Annotated in this window: 25 protein-coding genes; 12 read left to right on the top strand and 13 right to left on the bottom strand. The window is 37.9% G+C overall.

Annotated elements, in window-relative coordinates; all coding sequences use genetic code 11:
* Positions 1-71: 71 nt before the first annotated feature.
* Positions 72-524 carry an SRPBCC domain-containing protein gene (locus tag G9H65_RS01785; protein WP_235927439.1) on the top strand — a complete coding sequence of 151 codons (453 nt, stop codon included), beginning with the start codon at positions 72-74 and terminating at the stop codon, positions 522-524.
* Positions 525-576: 52 nt separating this feature from the next.
* On the opposite strand, the gene G9H65_RS01790 is transcribed toward G9H65_RS01785, so the two are convergent.
* Complete coding sequence (locus G9H65_RS01790) at positions 577-1,107, bottom strand: DinB family protein (protein ID WP_166373636.1); 531 nt, start codon at positions 1,105-1,107, stop codon at positions 577-579.
* Between the two features lie 419 nt (positions 1,108-1,526).
* On the opposite strand from G9H65_RS01790, the gene G9H65_RS01795 reads away from it, so the two are divergent.
* Positions 1,527-3,242, top strand: coding sequence for an Eco57I restriction-modification methylase domain-containing protein (locus G9H65_RS01795; RefSeq protein ID WP_166373637.1), 1,716 nt, complete (start codon positions 1,527-1,529; stop codon positions 3,240-3,242).
* Here G9H65_RS01795 and G9H65_RS01800 read toward each other — a convergent pair.
* The 4 genes from G9H65_RS01800 to G9H65_RS01815 form a co-directional block, all read right to left on the bottom strand.
* Positions 3,229-4,347 carry a nuclease gene (locus G9H65_RS01800; RefSeq protein ID WP_166373638.1) on the bottom strand — a complete coding sequence of 373 codons (1,119 nt, stop codon included), beginning with the start codon at positions 4,345-4,347 and terminating at the stop codon, positions 3,229-3,231. The genes G9H65_RS01795 and G9H65_RS01800 overlap by 14 nt on opposite strands.
* 2 nt (positions 4,348-4,349) lie before the next feature.
* Positions 4,350-4,583 carry a helix-turn-helix domain-containing protein gene (locus tag G9H65_RS01805; protein ID WP_166373639.1) on the bottom strand — a complete coding sequence of 78 codons (234 nt, stop codon included), beginning with the start codon at positions 4,581-4,583 and terminating at the stop codon, positions 4,350-4,352.
* A 301-nt stretch (positions 4,584-4,884) separates the two neighbouring features.
* Entirely contained in the window at positions 4,885-6,996 is a 2,112-nt protein-coding gene (locus tag G9H65_RS01810) for an AAA family ATPase (RefSeq protein ID WP_166373640.1), read from the bottom strand.
* A gap of 155 nt (positions 6,997-7,151) precedes the next feature.
* Positions 7,152-8,174 (bottom strand): tetratricopeptide repeat protein, encoded by a 1,023-nt coding sequence (locus G9H65_RS01815; protein ID WP_166373641.1) that lies wholly within the window; start codon positions 8,172-8,174, stop codon positions 7,152-7,154.
* A gap of 215 nt (positions 8,175-8,389) precedes the next feature.
* On the opposite strand from G9H65_RS01815, the gene G9H65_RS01820 reads away from it, so the two are divergent.
* The gene (locus G9H65_RS01820; protein WP_166373642.1) at positions 8,390-10,483 is read left to right on the top strand and encodes an outer membrane protein assembly factor BamB family protein; all 2,094 of its coding nucleotides are present in this window, start codon (positions 8,390-8,392) and stop codon (positions 10,481-10,483) included.
* A 4-nt stretch (positions 10,484-10,487) separates the two neighbouring features.
* Complete coding sequence (locus G9H65_RS01825) at positions 10,488-10,895, top strand: GNAT family N-acetyltransferase (protein ID WP_166373643.1); 408 nt, start codon at positions 10,488-10,490, stop codon at positions 10,893-10,895.
* 13 nt (positions 10,896-10,908) lie between these two features.
* On the opposite strand, the gene G9H65_RS01830 is transcribed toward G9H65_RS01825, so the two are convergent.
* The 5 genes from G9H65_RS01830 to G9H65_RS01850 all read right to left on the bottom strand — a co-directional run bounded on the left by G9H65_RS01830 (position 10,909) and on the right by G9H65_RS01850 (position 18,411).
* On the bottom strand, positions 10,909-12,039 hold the full coding sequence (locus tag G9H65_RS01830) for an FG-GAP repeat domain-containing protein (RefSeq protein ID WP_235927454.1): 1,131 nt from the start codon (positions 12,037-12,039) through the stop codon (positions 10,909-10,911).
* A 58-nt stretch (positions 12,040-12,097) separates the two neighbouring features.
* Positions 12,098-14,956, bottom strand: coding sequence for a PVC-type heme-binding CxxCH protein (locus G9H65_RS01835; protein WP_394367183.1), 2,859 nt, complete (start codon positions 14,954-14,956; stop codon positions 12,098-12,100).
* Between the two features lie 18 nt (positions 14,957-14,974).
* The gene (locus G9H65_RS01840; RefSeq protein ID WP_166373645.1) at positions 14,975-15,610 is read right to left on the bottom strand and encodes a 3-keto-disaccharide hydrolase; all 636 of its coding nucleotides are present in this window, start codon (positions 15,608-15,610) and stop codon (positions 14,975-14,977) included.
* A gap of 171 nt (positions 15,611-15,781) precedes the next feature.
* Positions 15,782-17,272, bottom strand: coding sequence for a nucleoside hydrolase-like domain-containing protein (locus tag G9H65_RS01845; RefSeq protein WP_166373646.1), 1,491 nt, complete (start codon positions 17,270-17,272; stop codon positions 15,782-15,784).
* 74 nt (positions 17,273-17,346) lie between these two features.
* Entirely contained in the window at positions 17,347-18,411 is a 1,065-nt protein-coding gene (locus tag G9H65_RS01850) for a DUF3500 domain-containing protein (RefSeq protein ID WP_166373647.1), read from the bottom strand.
* A gap of 115 nt (positions 18,412-18,526) precedes the next feature.
* On the opposite strand from G9H65_RS01850, the gene G9H65_RS01855 reads away from it, so the two are divergent.
* The 4 genes from G9H65_RS01855 to G9H65_RS01870 all read left to right on the top strand — a co-directional run bounded on the left by G9H65_RS01855 (position 18,527) and on the right by G9H65_RS01870 (position 20,196).
* On the top strand, positions 18,527-18,973 hold the full coding sequence (locus G9H65_RS01855) for a DinB family protein (protein WP_205753215.1): 447 nt from the start codon (positions 18,527-18,529) through the stop codon (positions 18,971-18,973).
* A complete protein-coding gene (locus tag G9H65_RS01860; RefSeq protein WP_166373648.1) occupies positions 18,973-19,437 on the top strand; it encodes a GNAT family N-acetyltransferase in 465 nt (154 codons plus the stop codon). The genes G9H65_RS01855 and G9H65_RS01860 overlap by 1 nt, the downstream gene beginning before the upstream one ends.
* Before the next feature lie 95 nt (positions 19,438-19,532).
* Positions 19,533-19,733 carry a hypothetical protein gene (locus tag G9H65_RS01865; RefSeq protein WP_166373649.1) on the top strand — a complete coding sequence of 67 codons (201 nt, stop codon included), beginning with the start codon at positions 19,533-19,535 and terminating at the stop codon, positions 19,731-19,733.
* Positions 19,734-19,959: 226 nt separating this feature from the next.
* Entirely contained in the window at positions 19,960-20,196 is a 237-nt protein-coding gene (locus G9H65_RS01870) for a hypothetical protein (protein WP_166373650.1), read from the top strand.
* An 18-nt stretch (positions 20,197-20,214) separates the two neighbouring features.
* Here G9H65_RS01870 and G9H65_RS01875 read toward each other — a convergent pair whose 3' ends face one another.
* A complete protein-coding gene (locus G9H65_RS01875) occupies positions 20,215-20,610 on the bottom strand; it encodes a hypothetical protein (RefSeq protein WP_166373651.1) in 396 nt (131 codons plus the stop codon).
* A gap of 10 nt (positions 20,611-20,620) precedes the next feature.
* On the bottom strand, positions 20,621-21,589 hold the full coding sequence (locus G9H65_RS01880; RefSeq protein WP_166373652.1) for a glycoside hydrolase family 43 protein: 969 nt from the start codon (positions 21,587-21,589) through the stop codon (positions 20,621-20,623).
* Between the two features lie 70 nt (positions 21,590-21,659).
* On the opposite strand from G9H65_RS01880, the gene G9H65_RS01885 reads away from it, so the two are divergent.
* The 4 genes from G9H65_RS01885 (at position 21,660) to G9H65_RS01900 (ending at position 25,520) form a co-directional block, all read left to right on the top strand.
* Positions 21,660-22,919 carry a YeiH family protein gene (locus G9H65_RS01885; protein ID WP_166373653.1) on the top strand — a complete coding sequence of 420 codons (1,260 nt, stop codon included), beginning with the start codon at positions 21,660-21,662 and terminating at the stop codon, positions 22,917-22,919.
* A gap of 49 nt (positions 22,920-22,968) precedes the next feature.
* Positions 22,969-23,421, top strand: coding sequence for a nuclear transport factor 2 family protein (locus tag G9H65_RS01890; protein WP_166373654.1), 453 nt, complete (start codon positions 22,969-22,971; stop codon positions 23,419-23,421).
* A gap of 211 nt (positions 23,422-23,632) precedes the next feature.
* A complete protein-coding gene (locus G9H65_RS01895; protein ID WP_166373655.1) occupies positions 23,633-24,634 on the top strand; it encodes a ThuA domain-containing protein in 1,002 nt (333 codons plus the stop codon).
* A 7-nt stretch (positions 24,635-24,641) separates the two neighbouring features.
* Positions 24,642-25,520 carry an alpha/beta hydrolase gene (locus tag G9H65_RS01900; protein WP_166373656.1) on the top strand — a complete coding sequence of 293 codons (879 nt, stop codon included), beginning with the start codon at positions 24,642-24,644 and terminating at the stop codon, positions 25,518-25,520.
* On the opposite strand, the gene G9H65_RS01905 is transcribed toward G9H65_RS01900, so the two are convergent.
* Positions 25,517-26,671 (bottom strand): LacI family DNA-binding transcriptional regulator, encoded by a 1,155-nt coding sequence (locus G9H65_RS01905; RefSeq protein ID WP_166373657.1) that lies wholly within the window; start codon positions 26,669-26,671, stop codon positions 25,517-25,519. The genes G9H65_RS01900 and G9H65_RS01905 overlap by 4 nt on opposite strands.
* Between the last annotated feature and the right edge of the window lie 219 nt (positions 26,672-26,890).

A 26,890-nucleotide genomic window follows, 5' to 3' on the forward strand; every position in this document is an offset into this window, starting at 1 on the left:
TCAACTAAGGGCGATTCGTAAGGATCGCCTTTTTTTGGTGGAAAAGGATGAGAGGAAAGGATAAAATCAAAATGAGTGATAAATTCACGGCAGATATACATCAAGATATGACACAAATTCAAGTTTCCGCTAACATTCAAGCTTCCATCCAGCAGGTTTGGGATTGTTGGACCCAAGCCGAACATGTGAAGCATTGGAACTTCGCTAGCGATGATTGGCATTGTCCAGAGGCGCACAATACCTTAGAAATAGGGAAAGAGTTTCATTATATAATGGCTGCTAAAGATGGTTCATTCAGCTTTGATTTTTGGGGCACGTTTAGCCAAATAGAACCCTTGAAAAACCTAGAAATTACCCTAGGAGATGGGCGCCGACTAAGCGTTCAATTTATTCCAGAGGGCGAGAGCGTTTGGGTCAAAGAATCTTTTGATCCGGAAGATCAAAATCCCGAAGAGATGCAGCAGATGGGTTGGCAAATGATTTTGGATAATTTCAAAAAGTACGTGGAGCAGCTACCAGCATAAAACAAGAAAGGCAACCGATGAGGTTGCCTTTTCTGTTTGTCTATCGATTTGACTAGAACAATTTCTCTTGTGGAGGTTTAGCTCCTGCCAAACGGATATACACAGTCGTTTGACCACGGTGATGCGCTTGATGCTCTAGGCATTTAGCCAAAGCAGCGTCTTTGGTCATGTCGAATCTACCGAACATTTTCACCGATTCAGCTAGTTGAGCCGCCGTCATTTTTTTGATGGAACTGATCACAAAATCATAACCATCCATGACCAATTTAGTCACATTGGCTTTCGATTTATCGGTCGCTTTTTCTGAAGCGCCCATGCCAATAGGACTTTTTTCACCTGATGCTGCCGAAGCAAAACTATAATTGGCATCGGTTAAGTGCAGCATTTGTTCGGCGAAAGAACGCATTTCAGGAGTTGGTTTTAGGGCATAACCTGATTCAGGCATAGCGTCTAAGTACTCTTTGGTATAAGCCTTAGATCTTTCCCAATCTTTGACCATAGCATCAACAGACGATTGAGCCACAGCCATTTGGCATAGGCCTAATACAAATAAGAGTGACAAGAATAAACGAGAACGTTTCATGATTTTTTTAGGTTGGTTGAACCGTCAATATTCCAATAAAGAAGTCAAATTTCAAAGGAATTGGGGGAATATTGTGTGGGTGGGGGAGAAGAAGGGTTATTTTTTACTAGCTTTTTTTAGACTCTTTCTTTTATTTGTCAAAGATTAAAAAAAAATGCCCCGCTAGCAGATCTTACGGTATGCTGAACGGGTACTGTTGTGGCAAAAGTAGGCCTATTTTTGAATATTTTAAACTTTTCTAAAATAATTTTGAGTTGGTTCAAGTGATTACAAAAAAAGAATATGTAGCTTCAAATTCATGGGCATTATATTCTAAAATGGGGTATCTAAAACGAAAAGCTGTTTTATAAAAATGTTCATAATTTTGCCTTGAAAGTTTGATGATTTTAAGTATCTTTGTTAGGCAAGAATCAAAAAGAGTGAAAACGAAAGAATTGATAAAAAGCACAGGTGCTACTTTTACTCCAAAGGGCTTGGCAGACTATTTAACTAGTCGAATCTTGTCTTATGTAGATAGAGAAGATGTATCGGTCCTAGATCCTGCTTGTGGTGATGGCGAACTCTTATTGTCAATGGGTGAACACTTGGCTGCTCGTAATATTGATTTTATATTAAATGGGTATGATTTAAATAATGAATATTTGAGTATTGCCAAAGAAAGATCATACCAATTTGGCGAACTAAAAATCAAATTGGTAAATGGAGATTTTTTAGAAGTCGTTGACATAAATCATAATCAATTAGCCCTTAATTTTTTTGGAGCAAAAGCAAATGGAATAAACGAGTCCGTTGACATTGTAATTGCTAATCCCCCTTATGTAAGAACTCAAATTCTTGGAACAGAGCAAGCGCAACTACTTGCTCAAAAATTCGATTTAAAAGGTCGTGTTGATTTGTATTACCCTTTTTTAATTGCAATGACAGCAAGTCTAAAAAAGGGGGGGATTATAGGTGTAATCACATCTAACAGGTATTTGTCAACTAAAAGTGGTGAATCTGTGAGAAAGTTCTTAAATGAGAATTTCGAAATACTTGAAATTGTTGATTTGGGCGATACTAAACTTTTTGATGCTGCTGTTCTTCCCGCAATTTTTATTGGTAGAAAAAGAGGAAATGCTAAGACAATTTCCGATGCAGCCAAATTCATTAAGATTTATGAGGAATTGAATGGTTATAACGGAGATCTTAAACCTGCCGCTAATATTTATGAAGTTTTGGATACATCTGATTCTGGTTACTTCAATGTCAATGGAAAAAGATTTAAAAAGACAGATGGAGTTCTAATTTGTCGAACCACAAAAGGGTATTCGTGGGAGTTGCTTTCCGATTCCGAATCACTTTGGGTAAATAAAATTGACAATAATGCTTCTTGTTTAGTTGGTGATTTATTCAAAGTTAGGGTTGGCATAAAAACTACGGCTGATAAAGTTTTTATTAATGATGAATGGGATAAGTTAGGAACAGAAAAGCCTGAAGTCTCTTTACTTAAAGATTTAATTTCACAAGAGAATATTGGCAGATGGGGAACAACCGCAAAAGCAACTCTTCAAATTCTATATCCTCATTACAATAAAGACGGAAACAAAACTACTATTGATATTGAGCAGTTTCCCAAAGCAAAAAAATACTTTGAGAAATTTGAAGCACGATTAAAAGAGAGAAAATATTTGATTGATGCTGGCAGAAAATGGTTTGAATTGTGGGTTCCTCATAATCCTGATTTTTGGAATTTGCCGAAGTTGGTATTTCCTGATATAAGTTTGTCGCCAAGATTCTATTTTGATGAAGGAGGAAAACTTGTCAATGGAAATTGCTATTGGATTGTAGCTGAGATGAAGGAAAGTGTCGAGAAACTTTTATTGATACAAGGTGTTTCAAATTCAAAATTAATGACAAAGTATCACGACCTTGTGTTCAATAATAAACTTTATTCTGGTAGACGAAGATACTTCACTCAATATGTAGAGAGGTATCCTTTACCTGATTGCAATTCTCCAATTTCCCAGGCAATTATTGAAATCGTTAAAAAACTTAACACTGAAAATAATGCAAGAAAAATTACTTTGCTCGAAGAACAATTGGAAATTAAGGTTGCTGAGGCTTTTGGGGTATCGCCAATTTTTAAGCTGGATTAAAGACCGCTTTGCCATAATGCTTTTCAAAAAAGCTCATTGGAATGTTTCTTTGGCATTTATAGCTCTCTGAACTTACAAAAGAAAATATATCTCCAAGTCTTTCTCCTGGTGTTAGGATTATTCCTTCAATGATTTCGGTCTTAGGATTTGTTAGAGCAATTAAATATCTAACATCAAAAGTTGTTAAGTTCTTTTCTTCTATTACAAATTCTTCTCTTTCGGGAGAAAATCTACCTAAATCAACTGTTGGAGAATCTTGCACTTTAACCTCTAATAATTGATTTCTTATGTCAGGGTAAGCACCATATAGCAATTCGTTTTCTTTTATATTGTAACCCAATAATTCCAACACCATTCTTTCAAGTGCTTGTCCTCTGTTTTTAGTTGCTGCAGCGTCAAGTTTTCTCCCTATTAATTTTTTTGCAACCAATTCTTTTAAAAGTGCGATTGAATACAATTCTTTAATATGTGGATCTTCAACCATTCCCAACTTTGGGGGGGTATAGTGATGAGTTATGTTGTAAGATAGTTTTTTGCTGTCTGGATATGAAAGCACTTTGTCGGCGCTTTCAAAAATACTTTTTCTTGCCTTTGAAGAAATCAGTAGTTGATGTTTTATAGTTGGTTTTCCAAACTTGCCAAAGTTTTTTTCAATGTATTCCGTTGTAAGAATTACGACTGAAGCAATGGTACTTTTTGTTAAATCAATTCTCAAAAAAACAAATCTAACATCAGTACATTTCAAACTTTCACCCGAATCAAATTTTATTAAAAGAGTATTACTTGCTGGTAATCTATTCCAAACTTGCAAATTATAAGAATCTCCCGAAGTTACAATGTAGGTATCAATAAATTCTCTTGTTATTTTGGGAACTCCTTTTCCCTTGGGAGGAACAATTTCGAAACTATCTTTTTCTGCTGCTTCTGGTAATATTAACTTTTCAAGTGTCGAAGCAATTAATTTTCTAATATTTGAGCCATCTGTTCTTGTCTTACCAGTAATCTTAAATTCATTTCCGATAAGTACGGAAAACTTTTGTATCAACTCTTCTGGTTTAGTAAGTAATATAACAGATTTAGGGGGCAATTTTAATGCTTGGTTCATTTCTAGAATTTAAGAAGGTCAGATGAGTCGGTTTTTAAAGCCTTTGCTATTTTTTTCAGATTTATGACAGAGATATTTCTTTCCCCTCTTTCAACAGAGCCGATGTATGTTCTGTCAAGGTCGCAAGAAAATGATAGTTTTTCTTGAGACAAGCCAATACCAGTTCGTAATTGGCGGATTTTGTCGCCAATTTTTAGCAAATATGATTTTTCTTCATTTGAATAAGATGCAGCCATTTTATTGAAAAATTAGAGCGTAAAACAGCGGAATAGATGCCAATAAGTCTACGGACTATAAGTATCTTATTGAAAAACTCAATTACTTTGAGGTGGTGGGCGGGTTTGTGGAGAGGTTTGGTGAAATTAAATGTGCTCTAAAAGCTTTGGTTTGTGAGTTAAATTTTAGCATGAACGTTGGTACTTTGGCGCTTGGCCCAGTTGTTGGTTTCAGAGCACTAAGCGGTCTGCCGAAAATGAAATTTAAACAAAGCGCAAAGTTTCATTTGAACACTGAACCACCAATTTCTTTTAGGAGGTGTTAGCCCTCGTTTATTTTTTCGAATATCTCTTTTAATTCTGTGTTAATTTTATCTCTGTGTGATGCCAATTCTTTTATTATTGAATTTTGAAAACTAATAGTGTTGGTTATTCCCATAGATTTAGCTGACAATTCAAGGAGTTCTTTCCCTGGGAAAAGAGTCAGCCAATCATCTGTTTCAAGTGCAGTTTTTACCTCACTTTCACAATCAGTGATTATTTTTTCAATTGCCACATTACTTAATTGTTCGGTTAATGCTTTGTGAATTTCTATTGATGTTTTACTGAATTTTTCTTTTATTAATTTATTTTTATTTGTTTTTATGGTATAGTTGGCTTTTGTCCCTTCAAAATAGGCCTGCCCATTTAGTACTTTTCCAATAGAAAAATCTTGTGGGTTTAATTTTAAATTTAATCTAAAGCTAATCATATCTCTAATTACAGCAGATGAAATATTCAACGCTGTTTTATGAAATATAGATTCGATTTCGTCAATTGTTTTTTCTATATTAAAAATGTCTGACAGAACCGTTTTTATTGAACTAAAGTCAATAAGATAGTTTTCTAATTCATGCTTTTCTAATACAAATATTTTTCTAGAAGAATGTTCTCTGTACTTGGTTACCATTTCTTTCGTAAGATAGTCTCGATCTCTAATTAAATAGAAACTTATCCAGGCTAAATTAGATTCCATTATGGAAAGAATAGCATTATTTATCCTGTTCAAATTGTTACTTCCGTTTGCGGGTATCAATTTGAAATTCGAATTATTACTGAATAACGTGCTGTAAAATTTTCTATCAGGACTAGAGTTGTCGCCTTCAAGAAAAACTAGATTTTTTGCAACACCTATATAACCAGAAAAACCAAAGAGGTTTTTCAATTGTAAAATTACATCTTGCTCATTGTCTCCCGAAATAAATTTTGCCTTTCTCGAAGTAAGGTCACGAGTAACGTAAATAACTTTATCCCTACCTGTTTCATCAATTATTTCAGAATTATGAGTAGCCATCCAAATTTGATTCCCTTTCTTTATGCTCTTTATATTTCTAATCAGGAGGCGTGATAATTCTGGATGAAGATGTAACTCTGGTTCATCAATTACAATAATCGCATTTTCAACATTATGTCGTATAAAAAAAGATAAGATAAAAAACACTTCTTTTTCGCCTGAAGAAAGGTCATTAAATGTGATTACTTCTTTTGACGGTAATTCGATGAATAAATTTGAAGGTATTGATTCGTTTTGGTCTGCAAATTTATAATCAGGAAATAATGTATTTAGTAAGTGTTCATAAGGCTTTATAGGGTCTTCGGGTTCAGTACCTATATTTGCGCCTTTATTCTTTTGGTTGTGATAATTCCCAAGTTCTCTTAAATAATGATAGCGTTGCTGTACAAGAAATTCATACATGTCTTGATATTGAATTTCACTTGTATTGAATGCCATTGTCCATAAATGCTCAGTTCTGTTTACTTCATCAAAGGCAAAAATTTGATTTCTATTGAATCCCTTTTGAGGATAGTTTCGGTCAGCTCTTAAGAAAAAGCCTAGTGACCTTTTAAGAATGTCTTTAAGTTCTCGAGTTACGTAATTATGTATTTGATTATGAAGTGTTGGATTTTTAGCATAATCTCCTTCATTAAATTCAAAAGCTCTAAAATAAATGCTGTTTTTGATGAAGTATTCTAGAATGTCATGCTTATGTTTGTGTTGGCGTTTTAATCTTTCTTTTATTTCTAATCTCTGACGTTCTTTAGTTTCAAGTGTTGAATGGGTATTTGCATCAATTACTTGAATCGCTTCTAAAATTTCTCTTTCAACATTTTCGAGTTCCTGATTTAAGGATTGAATGATTATGTTTTTTTCATCAGGATTAAGCCCTATTGAAATTTCAAATGAAAAACCAGTAAATGTCCGACTAAGTTGCCAACTAAGACTATATGAACTGGAAAGACTATAACCAATTAACTCCAAAACGGAACTTTTTCCACTTCCATTTGGTCCAGCGAATACGATAAGGTCCGAATTTTTATTATTAAAGTGAAAAGGCCCTAGCTCCTCATTTTCTAAGTGTCGAAACTTCTTAATTATTATTTTATTTATGTACATTTTTGTCTGTATTTAAAAGAGGGCTAAAGGTTTCGGGCTTTGTGTTTTGGAGATTATGGAACACCAATTTTCTATATGCACTAAAGTTTATTAATTGTTTAAATGTGGCCATTCCCCATGTCCACCCGCTAACGCAAAATCCGTGTTGGAATTAGTTATTTTTTTTCAACAAGATTTTCGGGTAATTCTATTTTCAATTCTGTTAACAAGTTCTCTCCAGTTATTTGTCCGTTCCAGTACTTAATTATATTTTGAATTATGGTTTTGAGCTCACTGTCAGGTTGATGATGTATAAAGTAAATTGCTTCTGTCAAATCCCATCCGCTCATCCTTTTTCCTGTTAATTTTAAATTTTCAAATGTTACATAAGATTCGGCAAGTTGTATTAATGGATCTTTTTCCGATTTAAAATAAAGTTCGATAATATTGAACAATTCTAACAACATTCCATTGTCTGTGCTTTCAAATAGTCCTTTATGTTCGCTTATTAGCTTAGAAGCGCCTTCTGTATCTTTTGCAAAATATAAACACTCTGCTGTATTTAGAATTGTCCCACTGTCAGTTGGGTTAGTCTTTCTTGCAATTTGATATGCGTTAACCGCTTCCTTTATTTGATTTAGTCTACACAATATTCTTCCTTTTTGATTTAACAAATCCACGTCATTATTAGTGATAAGTAATGCCGCATTTGCAAACTCTAAAGCTGGAGTTAATTGATTGTCATTAAGGAGACTTCTAACTTTATCTTTAAGTTCGATAAATTTTATTTTTCTACTTTGTTCTTCGTTCTCTTTTATGATTGATTTAAGCTCTTCATCAAATTTCTTTTTCTCTACATCAAACTCTTGAGACTTAATATTAAACTGACTTTGTATTTGTCTAAGGTTGCTTAATTCTTTCTCATATTCCTTTTTTATGCTTGTAATATCACGTAACCCCAGGTATCCAAAAATTCCGACAACTCCTAAAAACAGTGTTATGAAGAGGCTTATCTTTTCGTAATTATTTGAGTATGTCTCTTTAAGCAAGTCTTTTTCTATTCGATAGTTTAGCTGATTAGCATCAATTTGTTTAACGGTTCTTTCAATATCATCAAATCTACGGGTTATTGAAGTAGAGTCAGCAATTGAACTTGTTGTCATTAGGCTGAATACCATAATTAGTATTAAATTTCTCATATGTGTCTGTTATAATTACTGCCACCTTGTCTATAACTCCTACTTCATTTCGTTTAACCAAACTCTAATAAGCGGTTCCCAATTTATCCCTTTTCATATATAAACTCCTAATCTTACTCATATTTTCCTGCATCATCAAATAAGGCTTGTCAAATCAAATGCACAACTTATCTATTTTCCCCCCGAAACCCTTACATTTGACAAAATCCAATCCGATGAAAAAGCTTCTGTTCATGGTGGGGATATCCATCCTAGGAATCTTGCTGGGATTTGCCTCTTGGCAAAATCGGATGCGTGTGGATTGGCCTGCCTATCATGGAGGCAATAACCGCAATCATTTTTCTCCTTTAAAACAGATTAATACTTCCAATGTAAGTCAATTATCCCTCGCCTGGGATTACGATGCGGGCGGGGCGGATACCCTCACCAACGGCACCCAAATACAATGCAATCCCATCATCATCAACGGGATTTTATACGGTGTTTCTGCCAATACCCAGGCTTTTGCAATAGATGCTAAATCAGGTGTGGAACTTTGGAAGACTAACATCAAGATTAAAACCAATAGTACCACCAGTCGAGGACTAAGCTATTGGTCCAACGGCAAAAAATCACGAATCTTTTTTGGCTATGGAGCCTATTTATTTGCTTTAGATGCCAAAACGGGCAAAGTCATTCCTAGCTTTGGTCAAGAGGGTAAAGTCAATTTATTATCAGGCATCCAACGGGAAGGATCCGATGAATATGTGTCTCTCAATACGCCGGTGACCATTTTTAAGAATATCCTGATCGTGGGTACTCGTGTTTCGGAATCTGCCACGGCTCTGTTGGGCGATATCCGTGGCTATGAGGCCATTTCTGGGAAATTATTGTGGACTTTTCAAACCATTCCTAGACCGGGACAATTCGGATATGCGACTTGGGAGAAATACAATTATAAAAACCTAGGGGGCGCTAATAGCTGGATGGGGATGGCTTTGGATGAAAAACGAGGGATTGTCTATGCTCCTACTGGCTCTGCGGCTTTTGATTTTTATGGTGGAAATAGAAAGGGCGACAATCTTTTTGCCAATTGCCTGTTGGCTTTGGATGCTAGCACCGGGAAAAGGCTTTGGCATTTTCAGACGGTACACCACGACATTTGGGATCGGGATATTCCTGCGCCACCCAATTTGTTTTCCTTGACCATTCGGGGAGAGAAGAAGGATGTTGTTTCTGTCTTAAGCAAACAAGGCTTTATGTTTGTGTTTGATCGGGTCACGGGTAAGCCCATTTTCCCCATCGTAGAAACTCCTTTTCCTGCTTCTGATGTTCCGGGTGAATTGGCATCTAAAACCCAGCCTATTCCCACTTGGCCAGAGCCATTTACTCGACAAAGTTTTTTCGAAAAGGACATCAATCCTTGGGCTTCCAATTATGAGGATATCAAAAAAGAATTGGCTTTGTCAAAATCAGGTCATGCGTATATACCAGTGGGTAAGGAGAAAACCATCTTTTTTCCGGGTACGGATGGTGGCGCACAATGGGGTGGGGCAGCAGTAGACGAACATCAAGTGATGTACATACCTGCCAAAGAAAACCCGGTATACACGTCTTTGATCCCCAATACCAAAAGTTTAAAAATGACCACTGCCAGTGTTATTTACGAGCAACATTGCATGAGCTGTCATGGGCAAAACAAGCAAGGGAATGAAGACGGGTCGATACCTTCTTTGTTACAAATAAAGAAGAAATATACGCTCCATAGTTTTGTGCAATTATTGAATCAAGGGCGCGGAAGAATGCCTTCCTTGCAGCATATCAGTCAAGAACAAAAAGAAGCGATTTGGTCTTTTCTTCAAGGAGAAAATATAGCCGTAAAAGGCATCCTTAATTTGTCCATTTCCGATTATTTGATGACGGGCTATAACCGTTGGTTTGATTCAAAAGGCTATCCGGTCAGTCGACCGCCTTGGGGCACGCTGACCGCTATCAATATGCATTCGGGAAAAAAATTGTGGCAAGTGCCTCTGGGAGAATATCCAGAATTAATGGCTAAAGGAATACCAAGAACGGGGACCGATAATTATGGGGGTCCAGCCGTTACGGCCGGTGGATTGGTATTTATTGCCGCTACCAAAGATGAATATATTAGGGCTTTTGATCGGGCGACAGGGGAAGAGTTATGGCGTTATCAATTACCAGCGGCAGGTTATGCTTCGCCTTCCGTGTATGCGGTGGATGGCAAGCAATATGTGGTCATCGCTTGTGGAGGAGGCAAGTTGAAAACAAAATCGGGCGACCACTATTTAGCTTTTTCCTTAAATTAGTTTCATGCAAATTCAAGAAATCCCCATCGAACAAGTTTTAGTGATTCGTCAGGAAGTCATGTGGCCAGATAAAGACCTGGATTTTGTTAAAATCCCAGACGATGAATCCGCCATACATTTAGGAGTTTTGGTGGAAGGGGAAATCAAGTCGGTTATTTCACTATTTAAGGAGCATCAAAGTATTCAATTCAGGAAATTTGCCACATTGGTATCCGAACAAGGTAAAGGCTATGGGACTCTTTTATTGAACCATGTTTTTGAACAATTTGGTCAATCGGGTATAGAACAGATTTGGTGTCATGCGCGCGTTCCCAAGGCCCAGTTTTATGAAAAATTTGGCATGAAAAAAGTAGGGAAACCTTTCCTGAAAAATGGAATCGAATATGTGAAAATGGAGAAAAGAATTTCCTAAATTTTCCCTGATTTTATCTTTTCTTTTTGATTTGATTTTCGAATAAAAATACCCCGTTTTTGTTCGAAATAATGATGTCTGGTTTTTTGTCTTTGTTGACATCCAGCACCGTAATATTTAATCCCGCTCCCGAGTCTTGATCGATCAAATACTCTTTCCATAAGGGGTCTCTATATTGTTGATTAAACTCTACATAGAAAAGTAAGGCGGGGTCGCTATCCCCTGCATCTCGCCCATGATGCGCTAAAAAACGCTTTCCTGTAATGTATTCTTTTCTGCCATCTCCGTTTAAATCGGCCATGATCGATGCATGGGTTTGAGCCGTGTGCGTACTCATCAAATGAGTTTTAAAGCTGATCTTTCCTTGATTCAATATTTGCTCATGCCACCAAAGTCCCAAAGCATGAGCCGATGCGCTGACGACATCGTTTCTGCCATCCCCATTGACGTCCATCACTTGCATGTGGGAACAGGCTTCTCCTAGATTCGTCGGATGGAAAGTCCAGTCTCCTGATTTGACATCTTTTTTACCCTCAAACCAACCTTCACGAATGACCACATCAGCCAAGCCATCCATGTTGATATCTCCCATGCCTATTCCATGCGAGAAACTTTCTGTTCCTGGTACTTTTTCTTGACTTAATGCATGTCTTTTCCATTCAGTTTCCCCTTTTTGGGTGGGTGCTTGAAGCCAAACAATTTGCTTTTTGTCTTTGTCTCCACATAAAATATCCAATCGCCCGTCTTGATCCACATCAATAAAGCCAGGAGATTCATTGCTGATACCCATTCCTTGGGCGATGATGTGTTTGGTCCAACGTTCACTTTTGTTTTTCGGATTCTCGAACCAAAAACCCGCTTTCCCAGGGAAATCAACGATGACTACATCCTTCCAGCCGTCTAAATTGACATCCAAACAAAGGTTTAGAAAGGATTCCGAATACTCTTTTCTTGGATCAAAGGTTCTGGACGGGGCCATTTCATGTTTGACCCAATTTGGAGCTTCAAACCAGTAATATCCCGCAATAATGTCTATTTTCCCATCTTTATTTAAGTCGCCGGCCGCCACTCCCTCCGAGATAAAATCACCCGTTATTTTCGTTTTCTTAAAGTCGGATGGGGGCTGCGACTTTAAAGCCAGCATGAAAAATAATAGGAGCAATTCAATGCCTAAAATGGGGATAAATTTTTTCATCGTTGGGCTATTTTTGACTCAATACTTTATCCAATAACATACTCACTTCATGGTTTTCATGGGAATGCCCTAATTTGGATTGTAAATCCTTCAAAGAAGCCATGGCTTCATCCGATTTCAAAGCAGCTACGCGTTGAATGGTGTAGGTTAAAAACTTGGGCATTTTTGATTTTTGGCCTAATTGAATTGCTCGTTTTACATCCAAAGTAGCCAATGGTTCGGCAGCATACCAAAGCATCAATGGCAAATTATGGTCTGCTTGATCTTCTGTTTTTTGAACCAATGCATCCAACACATTCCAACGTTGCGCAGGATCCAATCGCAATAAGGCAGATACTAAATACAGTCGGACCATGGCCGACTTATCCGTGCGAGCCATGGACTCAAATTGACCTAAAATATCAGCGGAAACTTGTTTCTTTTCTGCAACCAATTGTATCGCCCAGCTTCGAACATTTTCGTCGGGATTGGTCAATAATTGAGCGACTTCTTTTTCTGTCAAACCTTTTGTCACATGTAAAGTCCATAAGGCTCTCAATTTTCTAGTCACATCTGGGTTTTTATCGATGATGTTTTTCAAAGCTGCGTGAACTTGGGGATTTGGCCCTCTTTCTTGTAAAATGGTTCTTGCTTGTAGGACATACCATTCATTGGCATGCAACTGATAATTCACTAAATCCATGTCGGAGGCTTTATGCAAATCCACTTGAACCCATTGATCGTTTTCATGCGTGATTTTAAAGATCCTTCCCATGGTTTTATCATGGACGTCTGGGTTGGTACTATGGCATTGGTTTTTATCGTACCAATCAATCGCAAAAACGGAACCACTGGGGTCATATTTGAAGTTGAGCCATTGCGACCAAGCATCATTCATGACAATGAAGTCCTTTTTATGTGAGGCATTGTAGCCCGAACCTTTCCTATTGAGTTGATCTACGTTTAATCGAGAGCCATTGATGTTGTTCATGAAGATGTTATTTCGGAATTCTTTAGGCCAAGAATTTCCCCCTAAATAAATCATGGCACCTGCATGCGCATGACCACCTCCAGCGGATGCTGAGCGGAAATTACCCGCATGTGGGCCTCTGTTTCCTACATAATGCCGATGGTCAGCAATGGTCTTGATGTCTTCGTAGGTGTAAGGATTAAAATGTTTTCCGGCTTGTCGTTCATAACGTGCCCCTTGGATGATGTGGAACATGTGTGGAATCACACAAACCGTAATGAAGGGATGTCCATAATCGTTGAAGTCGATCCCCCAGGGATTACTCGTTCCTTCTGCAAATACCTCAAACTGATGACTGATGGGATGGAATCTCCACACGCCCGCATTGATTTTGGTCCGTTCTTGATCGGTGGCGCCCGGTTTTCCCACATTGGAATGGGTAAATACCCCATGATTCCCATATAGCCAACCATCGGGACCCCATCGTAAGCTATTGAGTACTTCATGGGTATCATGCACTCCCCAGCCATCCAATAGTTTTTGGACAGGTCCAGTGGGTTTATCCGTTTGGAAATTGGTTGGGATGAATAATAGGTAAGGAGCCGCTCCTAACCAAACTCCTCCCATACCCACTTCAATGCCACTGACTAAGTTTAGGCCTTCCATGAAGACTTTTCTTTTATCCAAGGTTCCATTTCCATCCGTATCTTCAAAAATTAAAATGCGGTCTTTGCCTTGTCCTTCAGGGGCAGGAACGGGATAGGTATGGCCTTCTACCACCCATAGTCTTCCTTTGGCATCAATCGTAAAACTGATGGGACGAACAATGTCAGGCTCTGCAGCCGCTAATTTAATGTTGAAGCCTTTGGGCAAAGTCATGGCCTCGGCCGCCTTTAAACCTGATAGTCCAGCATTTAGAACAGGATCTAATGGAGGTAGCACAATGATGTCCTTTTGATGCAATTCATTCGGGTAATTAGGCCGTGTTGCATGGAATTGAAAATTGTCGAAATTGATATGCGCTAATTTATCATGAGCGACGTAAGGAATGGGCGTGATACCCGTTTCATTGTCGATGATGCGAATGAAGATTTCTTGTTGCCAATAGGGTTTAAGGTTTGCCACAACTGGTTGTAAAGTAGCACGCCCTTGCCCCGTGGAGCGGAAAATGACTTTTTTTGTTTTTGCGAGTACCAATTCTACTCGTGTGTCTTGTAAGGCACCACCTGAAACCCAAAAACTAGCAAATGGCTGTGTGATTTTAAAGGGGACAGAGGTTAAAGTACCCGTAAAGGCATAGTTTTTTGTTCCTCCACTCGAGATGAAATGGCTTCCTTCTGGACCAATCTTCATGGTCTTATCATGTACGGGTGAAGGATCTTGGTCAAAAATAGGATTGGTAAAGGCTTCTCCCTCTGCTTTCCAATCGGCTAAGGTGCCAGATTCAAAATTCAAGTTCAATGTTTTTCCGTTTTTGGACGGGCGAATACCTTTGACTAATTCATTGCTAATAACACCTTCCACTACTTCAAATTTTCCCACCATGCCAGCTGCTCGGTGACCCGGGATGGAGCAGAAATAGGTGTCGTTTGATTGGGCAATAAATACAATGCTCGTGCTAGCACCTTTATCTAAAATAGTAGCGCTCTTGATCCCCAGTTTTTCCATGGAAACATCATGCGTCATTTGTTCCCCATTGACAATCGTAATTCTTACTTTTTTGCCTTTATTGGCTTTTAACGTCGGATTTCTAGTGCCGTCTTTGGAGAAATAACCTAACATGGTCGCCTCTAAGGTATAGTCAAAGTCGACTTTACTACTATCAGTTTGAGTGAGCATTTTGCTGCTTGCTATGGCAGGATTACCTATAAAAAGACATAGGATTAAACCGAGTAAATAGGTAGAAGGCTTCATCATAGAGGTAGATAGATTGTTTTAAGGTAATTCTTGAATCAGTAAATCTTTTACAGCAACTAGGGCTTTTCCTCCGCCATGGATTTGTATTCCAATGAATCCGGATTGAGGAATGGAGGCATCCGCTTCGGTATAGTCGACGCTCAAATGACCGTTGATGTATAATTGAATTCGATGGTTGATCGCTTTTATTTCATAGTCATTCCAATCATTGATTTTGATCCAAGTCAACACCTCTTGATCATTGGGTTTTACCAAGGTTTTATTCCTTCTGGATTCATCATATAAGCTAGCCCAATAGTCTTTTCCAAAATCCGCTTGATAACCGATCATCTCGTATGCTGGGTTTTTTAAACGCTGACTACGAAATTGAATTCCAGAATTAATAAAGCCTTGGTCGCCTGTCAGTTTGATTTTAAGCTTAAGAATAAAATTCGCATAGGTTTTTTGGGTACAGAGGAAGTTATTGCGAGGAACGGTGGTTTCTAGGGAACCCCCTACCAGCATGCCATTTTCAATACGCCAAGTATGTAGGGTATCTCCTTCCCAGCCATGGAATGTTTTTCCATCAAATAAGGCGACGGTTTTGGGACTTTGTGCCAAACAAAGTGGAATACAGACGAAAGATAGGAATCCTATCCAGATCAATGATTTCATGGAGGGAAAGGAATCGTATAATCCTTGAACTCGATAATGAGTTAGGATACGAAGATTCGTTTTTTAGGTTTAGCTTAATTCGAATCTCAATATAAGAGAAAAAATCATAGCTTAAACCTAAACAAGCTCAAGAATGTGCTATTTTTTATTGAAAGCGTGCAACATTGGATCTTAAAGAATGTGAACTACCACGCGTCGGTATCCTGTCAGCGATGGCGTTCCATTGTCTTTTCCTTCAATAATCACATGGTAAGTTTCCCCAGCTTTGGCGGTTTCAGGTATTTTAACAAGGGCTTTGTCTCCAGAAATTTGAATGTCTGCAGCTCCACTTCCTGCTTCTTTATAAGGCCAAGCACTGAATACCACTGCATTTTTATCAGGATCAAGAGCAAACAGGGTTAAGGTGATGTTTTGGCCTGCTTTGGCATAAACTTTCATCCCTTGTCGTACGGTAATTTGAGGAGCATGATTCGCCTCTTTAAAGTCCTTAATACACCAGTCGGCCCGAGCAGCAAAATCTTGTTGAAGGGCAATAAGCCAACGAGTTTGAGCGTAATTAATATCCAATTTCCCTAATTCGGGATTGAAATCCGCAGCTTCATCATTGTCCTCATATCGGTAAGGATTATCTTTTGCTTGAGCAAATCGACCACCCCAACCACCATAAGATGGGTTATTTAAATTGTTTAGGCCCACATCCACTAAATGTAAAAATGCAGGGGAATCACCTTCGGAAATAAAATCATAAGGGACAAAACTCCCCCATTGGGCATTCTTCAGTTTGTTGGGATCTCCATGAATATGCTCATCATCGCCTGCTTGTTTTTGACTATCGCCGTAGGCATAATACATCTTCAATAAGGGACCGTGATTCAGTATAATGTTCTTAGCCATGTAGGGTCCTTCAAAATAAGGCTGAGCAGCTTTGGGCATGATTCTTTTCCAAGGATAAGCAAAACTTCCGAACTGATGGGCATTGTAAAATACTCGAATTTTTGGCCAATGTAGCCCGATATACTTTTTATAGGTGGCATCTTGGTCCATGACCGTATAGATGATGGCTTTTTTCGATATTTTTTCTTGAATGTTCGGCCAATCTTTTTGTTTGGAATAGGTTTCTTCAATGGATTTTAAAGCCCGAGCAATGGTATTGGTTCCTCCCCACGCTTGCAAAAAAATAGCATCAGGGTTATTATCTAATAATTTTTCTTTAATCCATTCGGACCCTGGGGTGATTTGGGCCATTTCTCCTTCAAAGTCAATGTTCCCGACTTTCACTAAACTTTGTAAATAAGCTGGCATGGGATAGTTTTTGGAGTGCTGACTTAGTTTGGGATAAACTTCGCCATAAGCTTTCAATAAATCCTGAATCCAGTTGACACCTGGCCAGCGAAGATCGGTTTTGGCTCCATACATTTTCTTAGTCATCTCCATTTCGGAAGTAAACAAAGTACCTTTTCCATCACCTTGATAGTGCCACATGGAACTGGAATAAATTAAACCTTCTAAGTGAAATTCATTGGAATACAATAGCATCCGAATGAAGGTATCCACATCATCGATTTCCCCATCCGTGGTAACAATGGTTCTAGGTAAATTTTCTTTCGCAAAAATGGGTGTGAATAGTCCCATGCAGAGCATAAAATAGAGGATTTTTCTCATTTTATGAAAGGAGTTATGAAATGGATGTATTTTGGTTTTGTTTACAATGGCAAAGATTAGTCTAATCCGATTAATCAATGTTTAGAATCAAGGTAGTGCATTTTTAATAAATCTGCACCAAAATCATTCCCTTTTTCACGTAAAATGGCATGAATGTGGTTTCCATCGTTTTGGAATCCGACATTGTCGTATTCAATTAAAAAGTCTGGCCCGTTGATGATGTAATAATGAGACTTATTATTTTCTAGACTACCCACCCAGGCAAAATAGATTTTGTCCATTCCTGTGGCTGCAATTTTGTCCATCATTTGATGTGATTTTTCATGTTCAAAATTATGGATGTATTCTTGAATCAGAATTTTTAACATCGCCTTTTGGGCATCGGTAAATTCTTTTACAGCAATCCCATAATAGGAGTCGATACGCTGTTGACTATTAGGGGAAGTAATGATGTCTTTAGGAACGGCTTGTTGTAAGATGGCCTTTGATTTTTGATTATCACTGAGCATATTGATCAACATAAAACCATAATCTTCTTCTTTGCTTAACACACGTAAACCCGCATATTTAGAGGATTTCACCTCGGATGGATCGGTACCAATGAAATAGGGCGACATGCTTATTTTTTTACCATCAGAGGTTAGGCTAAGGGCCATGTGATGACCTCCAAAATTCATTCCCCAAGGAGCATCTCCAGGTTTGCCAAAAATGGAAATGTAGTAATTTCCGTGCGCCCAATTCAATTTTTGCATTTGGGTTAAGAACTCCTTTTTGATTTCACCTTTATCGTATGCCTCTTGATATAAGGTGTTTAAAATGTCGTCCAGCTGCATGATGCTGGTTGTTTTTAGGTAGCCTTGAGAACTTAATAAGGCGCTTAATACGCGATGAAAAGCCAGCCTACTTTTGTCGGAAAGCGAACCATATTGAATCCCCGGTCTAGGTACCATACCTACGGGTAGATTGGTCCATTTTTTTCGTAAACTATCTTGAAAAGAATAGTTCACTTTTTTCAGTTCATCCTGATTTAGGGTGGCTAAAAAGGCCTTGGTCGCCTGATGAATGCGGTCGCTATTTTGTGAAAATAGACTTAAAGGCAGAAGAAGAGCAATGAATAAGTAAGTGGATCTTGTTTTCATGATAAGGAATTTTATTAAAAGTATTCATTTTTAATTAAGATACTAATGCATTCCTATACATTTTAGCATGCTATTTTATTCTATATTTGATTTTTAACACCTAAGCATATTGAAAATGATAACAGAAGATGTATTGACGCTTTTTACTCGAGATTTAAACCGTTTAAAAACGGAGATTTCTCAGTATCAAGATGAGGCCAATTTATGGAAATTAGATGGGGCTGTTTCTAATTCCGCAGGTAATTTATGTTTGCATTTGATTGGGAATTTGCAAACCTACTTTGGTTCTGTGTATGGCAATACGGGCTATGTGAGAGATCGTGAAAAGGAGTTTTCTGATAAGGCTGTTCCAAGAGAGCAATTACTCTTTATGATAGCTGAAACCGAAGCCATGTTAAAGCGGGTTTTGCCGACCATTAGTCAGGAACAATTGGAAGAGGATTACCCGATGCCCGTATTTGATCATTCCATGAAATCAGGGTATTATTTTATTCATTTGGCGGTTCATTTAGGCTATCATTTGGGACAAATTAATTATCATCGACGCTTATTGGATAAATGATGAGTCAAATTCGTATTACATATTTTGAGCCAGCCTATCGAGATGCCATTCGGAGATTGAATGTGGAATGGTTGGAAAAGTATTTCCATGTGGAAGAGATAGATCGGGAGGTTTTATCTAAACCCGAAGAGGTGATTTTAGCACCTGGCGGAGAAATTTTTTATGCTTGGTATGGAGATGAAATTGTGGGGACAGTTTCTTTAATGAAGTTGGAAGAAAGCATTTTTGAGTTAACCAAAATGGCGGTATCGGAAAAATTTCAGGGCTTAGGTATTGGTAAATTATTGATGGAAAATTGTTTGGATTTTGCTAAAAAAGCGGGAATCAAGCAGATTATTATTTACTCGAATCGACGACTGGAAAGGGCAGTGGATATGTACCGAAAATTTGGTTTTTTAGAAATGGATTTAGGACCTGTAATTTACCAAAGAGCGGACATTAAAATGCGGTTGGATATAAGTTAGTTGGTGTTTTTCAATTTGAGATATTAAAATTAAGAGGATGAATTTTTTGGTAGGATATTTATAGTATTTTCGAAAAACTAATTAGATCCAAATAAATGAGCATTTTAAAAGTAACAACAGAGTCAATTAGAAGGGCGAATAGCAAAGGTATGGATTTTAATAAAATACATCATTTCAAGGGTATTATCGTAGTAAAAACGAATTTAAATGGAATGATAAGAGTACGTGAAATATCTAGAGAAATGATCAATGAAGCTTACGAAAAATCTTTAAGGCATTATACTGAGGAACTATAATTTCATTTACTCAAAACTGGTAGAAAAAGACTCTGATTTAATTGGACACGTTGCCTAATCATTATACAAAAAAAGTAAAATTGAATATATCGAAAAACAAATATCACTTGGGAAAACTCCAACTGATTCTGAGCTAATTCCTTTCAATGAAATCTCGGCTTCTGAAAGTTCTATAGAAAGGTACAATCTAAAAGCTACATTTATAATTCAGGGGTTTATTGAAAATATGCTTGATGAGGAATTAGAGAGTTATAAAGAACAAGTAGTAAATAATCAGGTTGATATTCTCCATAAGGTTATTAAGCCATTAGTTACCCCTATTTGGAAGAATGTTTTAATGGGAGTAGTTGGTTCATTTGTTTTCGCCTTAATCACTGTTACATTCTATTTTATAATTTCTTATGGAAATTATTCGATCAAAATTAAGATCGAACAGCCAACAGAAACTACTGGTAAATCGTAGAACGAGTAGCATTTTATATTAAAATTTCTCCACGGCTATTCGTAAACTAATCAGAGCCAAAACCAAGGTGATGGGCGTAAAGATGAATCTTTCCATGGCATTTAATGCCTGCGTATTTCCCAAGGTGTTTAAGAAAAATAGGAGAGGAATGAGCCAAATGACATAGTCTGCGACTTTCCCAATTTGGAAGAAAACCCAACGCGCTTTTATGGCAATAATGAGCGCCATGAAGACTAAGATGAATAATGAAATGGATTCCATTTTGATTAGTTCATCTTGACTTTGCAAGCGGCCGCCCCATACGATATCAGGAGGCACCACGCCAGCCATGACCAATAAATGAAACAGAATAGCCAAAAAAATGAATCCCAAAAAGACCCGTACAGCAAGCGTAAATGAGATCCATTTTTTCATTGATTGATTTTTATTTGATTTTTTGAGCTTTCACCCCTTCAAAACTAAGTTTTACAGGTAAAATATCCCCTTTGTCATCAAAATACATGGGTTCAATGCAAGTTACCCGGTGATTTCTATCCGTTTCATCCAAGGGTCTGCGGTGATATACCATATACCACTGATCTGTATGAGGTACTTGAATGACGGAATGATGCCCGGCACCCGTGGCTACCTGTGGGTCTTGTTTTAAGATTTTCTCTTTTCTTTCAAATGGGCCAAAAGGACTATCCGCCACGGCATAGGCAACCGAATAGTTAGGACCTGTCCAGCCACCTTCACTCCACATGAAATAGTACTTATTATTTCTGATAAACATGAATGGCCCTTCGACATATCCGCTTGGAGTAATTTCTTTAAACATTTTCCCATCTTCAAAAGGGATGATGGATTTGAAATCGGGACTCAGTCGGGCTATGTTGCAATGCTTCCATCCACCATAAATAATGTAGTATTGGCCGTCCTTATCTTTAAATACAAATTGATCAATAGGCTGGGCCCCATGATGAAATTGACAGATTAATGGTTTTCCAATTAAATCCTTGAATGGTCCTTGGGGCTTATGGGCTACAGCTACTCCAATTCCTCCTATTTCCTGATTACTTTGGATGTCGTTAGCTCCAAAAAACAGGTAGTATTTTTTGTCTTTTTGAATGATGGCAGGAGCCCACATGGCTTTTTTCGCCCATTTGATAGCTGAAGTATCCACGATTTTGGCATGCTTTTTCCAATGAACGAGGTCTTTGGATGAAAAGGCATCCAAGAATACCTGCTTTTGATAGACATCAGAATAGGTGGGGTATATCCAATATTCTTTATTGAAAATGATGGCTTCTGGGTCCGCATACCAGCCAGGGAAGATGGGATTTCCGGAAGTTTTTTGTTGGGCCTGGACCGTATGAAATAGAATTAAAAATATCGAATAGTATAGTAGTTTCATAGAGTTTTTAATAACTTGTCTGGGCAAAGTTAAAATACTCTTTTAATTTACCTAAACTTATCATTCAACTATGTCAACTAGTAAGTCGATCTTTCGCTTAACAGAAGACTGGACCGTCGTGGTCTTTGGATTCTTAATTATTGCCCTAGCCCTTTTTGGAATAAAAATTCCTAGCCCCACATTTGCTTGGGAAAACTCTACAGAGCTATTCGAAAAAGTAGTAAACTCTAGCAATTTATTGAACATCAGTAAATTATTTTTATGGGTTTATGCCATCGCTATATTGGCCACCAAAACTTTAGGAAAGGATGTAATAGCCACTGCCAAAGGATTTCCTATTGTATTTATTTTAACAACTTTGGCTCTCATCTTAGCTGGGAATTCATTCCTAAAAAATTGGAATTTAGAAGCGGTTATTTTTAGCTTATCCATTGGTTTAATGATCAGTAATTTTTCAAACATTCCTGATTGGTTAAGAGAGTCTCTATCAACGGAATTATTTGTTAAAATTGGATTAGTCTTATTAGGTACCAGCATCATTTTTGGAGATATTTTAAAGGCCGGATCATTGGGATTAATCCAAGCTCTTTTGGTGGTAGTTTCTGTATGGTATTTTGCATTTTGGGTATCTAAAAAATTGGGAATTGATGAGGAAATGGCCATTATTATTTCAAGTGCTGTTTCTATCTGTGGCGTTTCAGCCGCCATTGCTACAGCTGGCGCTATCAAAGGAGATTCTAAGAAGCTTTCCTATGTTATTTCCATCGTTCTAATTACAGCCATTCCCATGATCATTTTTATGCCTATTATTGCTAAAGCCCTAGGTTTATCAGAAGCAGTAACGGGTGCATGGTTGGGAGGGACGATCGATACCACAGGGGCTGTGATTGCCTCAGGTTCATTGATCGGTGAGGAGGCTTTGAAAATTAGTACCATTGTTAAATTTTCACAGAATGTGCTCTTAGGATTAGCGGCATTCGGAATTTCGATTTATTGGACTTATACCAATAATCAGTCGGAAGTAGCCAAAGAATCCAAGCCAAGCTTAGGCATCATTTGGGAGCGATTTCCCAAGTTTGTGATAGGTTTTGTGGCGGCATCTTTGTTGTTTTCATTCGTTATTTCTGGTGAAGTTATATCCGAAGTAAAAGGTGGTTTAAAATCTCTTCAAGGATTGTGGTTTGCGCTAGCATTTACCAGCATTGGTTTAGAAACTAAGTTCGCAGATTTGTTCAGTAGCGAAGGGAAAAAACCTTTGTATGCCTTTCTTATTGCACAAGTATTTAATGTGATGATAACCTTGGGAATAGCCTATTTTTTGTTTAATTAAATAAGCTGAATTGTCCATAGGGAAATGATTTTTCCAGAAAATATACTACATGAAAACTCTTTATATTGGATTCTTTTTTTTAATAATTTGTTGGACTTCTTTTGGACAAGCCCATAAATCGACAGAATTATTTCAACAAATTTCCCGACTGGATAGTGCCATGTTTCATGCGTATAATCAGCGTGATATGCCCACTTTTAAACAATTCTTTACATCCGATTTAGAATGGTTTCAAGATAATGGAGGCTTACTTCATTATGAAACAGTGATCGCTAATTTTCAAAATATATTTAATCGCGATTATGTTTTAACCCGAAAATTAGTTCCGGGGACTTTAGAGGTTCATCCAATTAAAGATTATGGGGCTATTCATATTGGTCGACATACCTTTTCACACATGGAAAATGGAAAATTAGAAGTGGGCGAATTTAAGTTTTTGATGATTTGGAAAAACGACCATGGGCAGTGGAAAATATCCAGAGTTGTGAGTTATGATCATTAGGGTGAATAAATTTCAACATAGATTCATGCTATTTTATGTTATGGGCTTAGGTCCTTTTCGAATTTCAGGTATCCCAATTAACGGTACATGTCCTGCTTAGTCTTGATGCTCAGCTTATCGTATTTTGAAAATGCTCAGATTCCTTGTAACTATGTATTTCTCGGTATATGATTTGAAACAATTTTGAAAGCTTTTCCCAACCATGGAACCAATGAAAAAAATCTCCCCAAACTCGCTGTTTTATTTTGTCCTTTTCCTGTCAACATTTTCAATTGTAGCGTCTACTTATGCCCTGGTTCAACCTGCTGCCAAAACCAAAATCATCCGAACGCTGATAGTGGATGGACAAAATAACCATGATCAATGGCCGAAAATCACCTTCATGATGAAGGATTTTTTAGAGCAATCTGGAAAGTTTAAAGTCGATGTTCAAAGATCTCATTTTACGTGGAATGCAGCGGATTTGATTCCCAAATACATGTTGCCTGGTCTAGAAAATACGGTGGCACTGGCTAAACCGAAGGCAGATTCTAGTTTTCACCCTAAATTCTCCGACTACGATTTGGTCATCTGTAATTTTGGATGGAATGCCGCTCCTTGGCCAGCAGAAACACAGGTGGATTTTGAGAAATTCATGAAAAAAGGAGGAGGCCTAGTGGTCATTCATGCTGCGGACAATTCCTTTCCTCAGTGGCCAGCGTACAATGAAATGATTGGTTTGGGTGGTTGGGGTGACCGTACAGAAAAAGATGGACCTTATGTTTATTATGATTTGGAAGGGAAATTGGTCAAAGATACACAGGCAGGCAGAGCGGGTTCGCATGGACCGCAAAAGGAATATCAAATAACGATTCGTAACGTTAATCACCCGATCACCAAGGGTATGCCTTTGACTTGGATGCACACCCAAGATGAAATGTATGATCGCTTGCGTGGACCAGCAGTGAATATGGAAATTTTAGGTACTGCTTTTTCTGCTAAAGAAAATAGAGGAACGGGTCGACATGAGCCTATGCTGATTGTGACTCAATTTGGTAAAGGAAGGGTGTTTCATACACCCATGGGTCATGCCGATTATTCGGTTTCTTGCGTAGGTTTTATCACCACTTTATTAAGAGGAGCGCAATGGGCTGCTACAGGTAAAGTAGACATTCCTATTCCAGCCGATTTCCCTAAAGCGGATGTTTCATCTAAACGAGAATACACGAAATAAGCATTCAATGAAGCGAGTTCTTTTCATTTACTTTTTGATTTCTCTGAATAGCAGGTTTGCCTATTCACAAGAAAGGTTTTCTCTCTATTCAGGCAAAGCTCCAGGCTCAGAGTCTTGGGCTTGGAAAGAAGCAGAAAGCAGCTCCAATGGTTTTAATACTCGGTTGGTGTATAATGTAGTGGAACCAAGTATCACGGCTTATTTCCCCGAGAAATCCAAAGCGAATGGGACATCGGTCATCATAGCACCGGGTGGAGCCTTTCATATATTATCCATCGACAGCGAAGGCATTGAAGTGGCTAAATGGCTGAATCAACATGGAATTGCGGCTTTTGTGTTAAAATACCGACTTGTTCATATTCTTTCGAATGACCCAGTGAAAGAATTGAGTGCGAAGATGCAAGATTTTAATAAATTGGATGTAATCAATGCGCCTGTGGTGGAATTAGCCACCAAAGATGGATTGAAGGCCATGGAATATGTGCGCCAGCACGCCAATGCATGGGGATTGAATCCTCAGAAGATCGGATTCATGGGTTTTTCTGCGGGAGGCACAGTATCCATGTCGGTGTTACAAACGGCTAACGATGCCAATCGGCCGAATTTTATTGCCCCAATATATCTATACAAAAAAGCAGTTTTAGGCACTCAAATTCCCAGTCATAGAACTCCCATATTTATTGCGGCGGCAAGTGATGATCAACTAGGTTTAGCTACGCATTCTGTCGAATTGTATTTGGAATGGTTGAAAGCAAAACAACCTGCTGAATTGCACATGTATACCCAAGGTGGACATGGATTTGGTATGCGAAAAATGAATACACCTTCTGATTATTGGACGGTAGATTTTGAGCATTGGTTACGTTTCCACCAATATATTCCTTAAGCCTTTTTCAATGAAGATTTGCGAATGATGAGTTGTCCTTGAACCAACACATCTTCCTGTTGACTCGCATGTTTCTTTGAAATAACATCAAAAAGTAAAGAAGCAGCTACTTCACCTACTTTTTGAGGAAATAAGTGAAAAACGGTCAAAGCCGGTTCTATAATTTCAGCTAAGTATTCATCGCCAAAACCAACCATACCTAGTTGTTTGGGTATTTCAATGCCAAGCTCTTTGGAATATTGAATAATTTCTACGGCATTTAAATAATGGATAGCAAAAATGGCGTCTGGTGGCTCAGGTAATTGTTGCCATGCATCCACACTCGCCAAAGCAAATTCTTTACTGAAATCACCATGTACCATGTACTCAGGTTTTAGGGGTAACCCATGTTTTTCCAAGGCACTGATATATCCTTCTTTTCTTTTTTGACTGATCAATAATTCTGGCGGGCCAGCTAAAATAGCGATGCGTTGGTAGCCCTGTTGTATCAAATGTTCCACCAATTGAAATGCCCCTTCAAAATCTTCTTGCCTGATTTTAGGAGTTTCCACTTCGGTACAAATTCGATCAAAATGGACCATGGGCAAACCCTTATCAAAGAGATTTTTTATTTGGTTGAAACGGGTTGTTTCTTTGGAATGAGAAATTAAAAGCCCATCGACATGGCTCGCTAAAAGTCCTTGAATATTGGTAACTTCTGTCTCATAGGATTCATTGGATTGACATATCATGACACGATAGCCATGTTCGTTCGCTACTTCTTGTATTCCCGATAAGACACCCGCAAAAAAGGGTCTTTTGATATTGGGGATTACCACACCTATCGTTTTTGTTTCTCCCCGTTGAAAACCTTTGGCAAATAAATTAGGATTATAATCTAGTTCCAGTGCCAATTTTTGTATAGCATCTCGGGTGTTTGGACTGATATCCGTTTTATTATTTAAAGCACGAGATACCGTGGCAATGGAAACACCCATAAGTTGGGCAATGTCCTTGATGGTGGTATGAACCTGTTTTTGAGGACTCGGTTTTAGGGAATGTTCCTGGGTAAAATGATAATCACAGGATTTACAATAAAAACGAACTTTCCCTCGAATCATTCCAGCCCGAATGACGGATGTTGGTGTGGCACATTTAGGGCAGGTTTCCAATGGTCGGGTTAAGGTTTAATGATGGGTCTATTATTTCAAAGAATTTCATTACCTATCGGTAGCGTTTACGATCAATAATTGGAAATAAAAACCCTATATTAAGCTCAAATTAGGACATTTTCCTGATAAAAGCATATTTTATGTTTGAAAAATATATCTATATGCTATCAGTATAATATGGCAGTTTTTGACTTTTCACAAGAAATAACCTCAAAGTAT

This window comes from Aquirufa ecclesiirivi (assembly GCF_011250515.1).
In the GTDB taxonomy this organism is placed as follows: domain Bacteria; phylum Bacteroidota; class Bacteroidia; order Cytophagales; family Spirosomataceae; genus Aquirufa; species Aquirufa ecclesiirivi.

Coding starts and splice junctions, on each gene's coding strand:
- G9H65_RS01890 (WP_166373654.1), top strand. CDS start 22,969: ATGAAAACTCTTTATATTGGATTCTTTTTTTTAATAATTTGTTGGACT.
- G9H65_RS01830 (WP_235927454.1), bottom strand. CDS start 12,039: ATGCTGGCTTTAAAGTCGCAGCCCCCATCCGACTTTAAGAAAACGAAA.
- G9H65_RS01810 (WP_166373640.1), bottom strand. CDS start 6,996: ATGTACATAAATAAAATAATAATTAAGAAGTTTCGACACTTAGAAAAT.
- G9H65_RS01845 (WP_166373646.1), bottom strand. CDS start 17,272: ATGAGAAAAATCCTCTATTTTATGCTCTGCATGGGACTATTCACACCC.
- G9H65_RS01820 (WP_166373642.1), top strand. CDS start 8,390: ATGAAAAAGCTTCTGTTCATGGTGGGGATATCCATCCTAGGAATCTTG.
- G9H65_RS01875 (WP_166373651.1), bottom strand. CDS start 20,610: ATGAAAAAATGGATCTCATTTACGCTTGCTGTACGGGTCTTTTTGGGA.
- G9H65_RS01900 (WP_166373656.1), top strand. CDS start 24,642: ATGAAGCGAGTTCTTTTCATTTACTTTTTGATTTCTCTGAATAGCAGG.
- G9H65_RS01835 (WP_394367183.1), bottom strand. CDS start 14,956: ATGATGAAGCCTTCTACCTATTTACTCGGTTTAATCCTATGTCTTTTT.
- G9H65_RS01865 (WP_166373649.1), top strand. CDS start 19,533: ATGAGCATTTTAAAAGTAACAACAGAGTCAATTAGAAGGGCGAATAGC.
- G9H65_RS01880 (WP_166373652.1), bottom strand. CDS start 21,589: ATGAAACTACTATACTATTCGATATTTTTAATTCTATTTCATACGGTC.
- G9H65_RS01790 (WP_166373636.1), bottom strand. CDS start 1,107: ATGAAACGTTCTCGTTTATTCTTGTCACTCTTATTTGTATTAGGCCTA.
- G9H65_RS01800 (WP_166373638.1), bottom strand. CDS start 4,347: ATGAACCAAGCATTAAAATTGCCCCCTAAATCTGTTATATTACTTACT.
- G9H65_RS01885 (WP_166373653.1), top strand. CDS start 21,660: ATGTCAACTAGTAAGTCGATCTTTCGCTTAACAGAAGACTGGACCGTC.
- G9H65_RS01860 (WP_166373648.1), top strand. CDS start 18,973: ATGAGTCAAATTCGTATTACATATTTTGAGCCAGCCTATCGAGATGCC.
- G9H65_RS01850 (WP_166373647.1), bottom strand. CDS start 18,411: ATGAAAACAAGATCCACTTACTTATTCATTGCTCTTCTTCTGCCTTTA.
- G9H65_RS01855 (WP_205753215.1), top strand. CDS start 18,527: ATGATAACAGAAGATGTATTGACGCTTTTTACTCGAGATTTAAACCGT.
- G9H65_RS01895 (WP_166373655.1), top strand. CDS start 23,633: ATGAAAAAAATCTCCCCAAACTCGCTGTTTTATTTTGTCCTTTTCCTG.
- G9H65_RS01825 (WP_166373643.1), top strand. CDS start 10,488: ATGCAAATTCAAGAAATCCCCATCGAACAAGTTTTAGTGATTCGTCAG.
- G9H65_RS01815 (WP_166373641.1), bottom strand. CDS start 8,174: ATGAGAAATTTAATACTAATTATGGTATTCAGCCTAATGACAACAAGT.
- G9H65_RS01805 (WP_166373639.1), bottom strand. CDS start 4,583: ATGGCTGCATCTTATTCAAATGAAGAAAAATCATATTTGCTAAAAATT.
- G9H65_RS01785 (WP_235927439.1), top strand. CDS start 72: ATGAGTGATAAATTCACGGCAGATATACATCAAGATATGACACAAATT.
- G9H65_RS01870 (WP_166373650.1), top strand. CDS start 19,960: ATGCTTGATGAGGAATTAGAGAGTTATAAAGAACAAGTAGTAAATAAT.
- G9H65_RS01840 (WP_166373645.1), bottom strand. CDS start 15,610: ATGAAATCATTGATCTGGATAGGATTCCTATCTTTCGTCTGTATTCCA.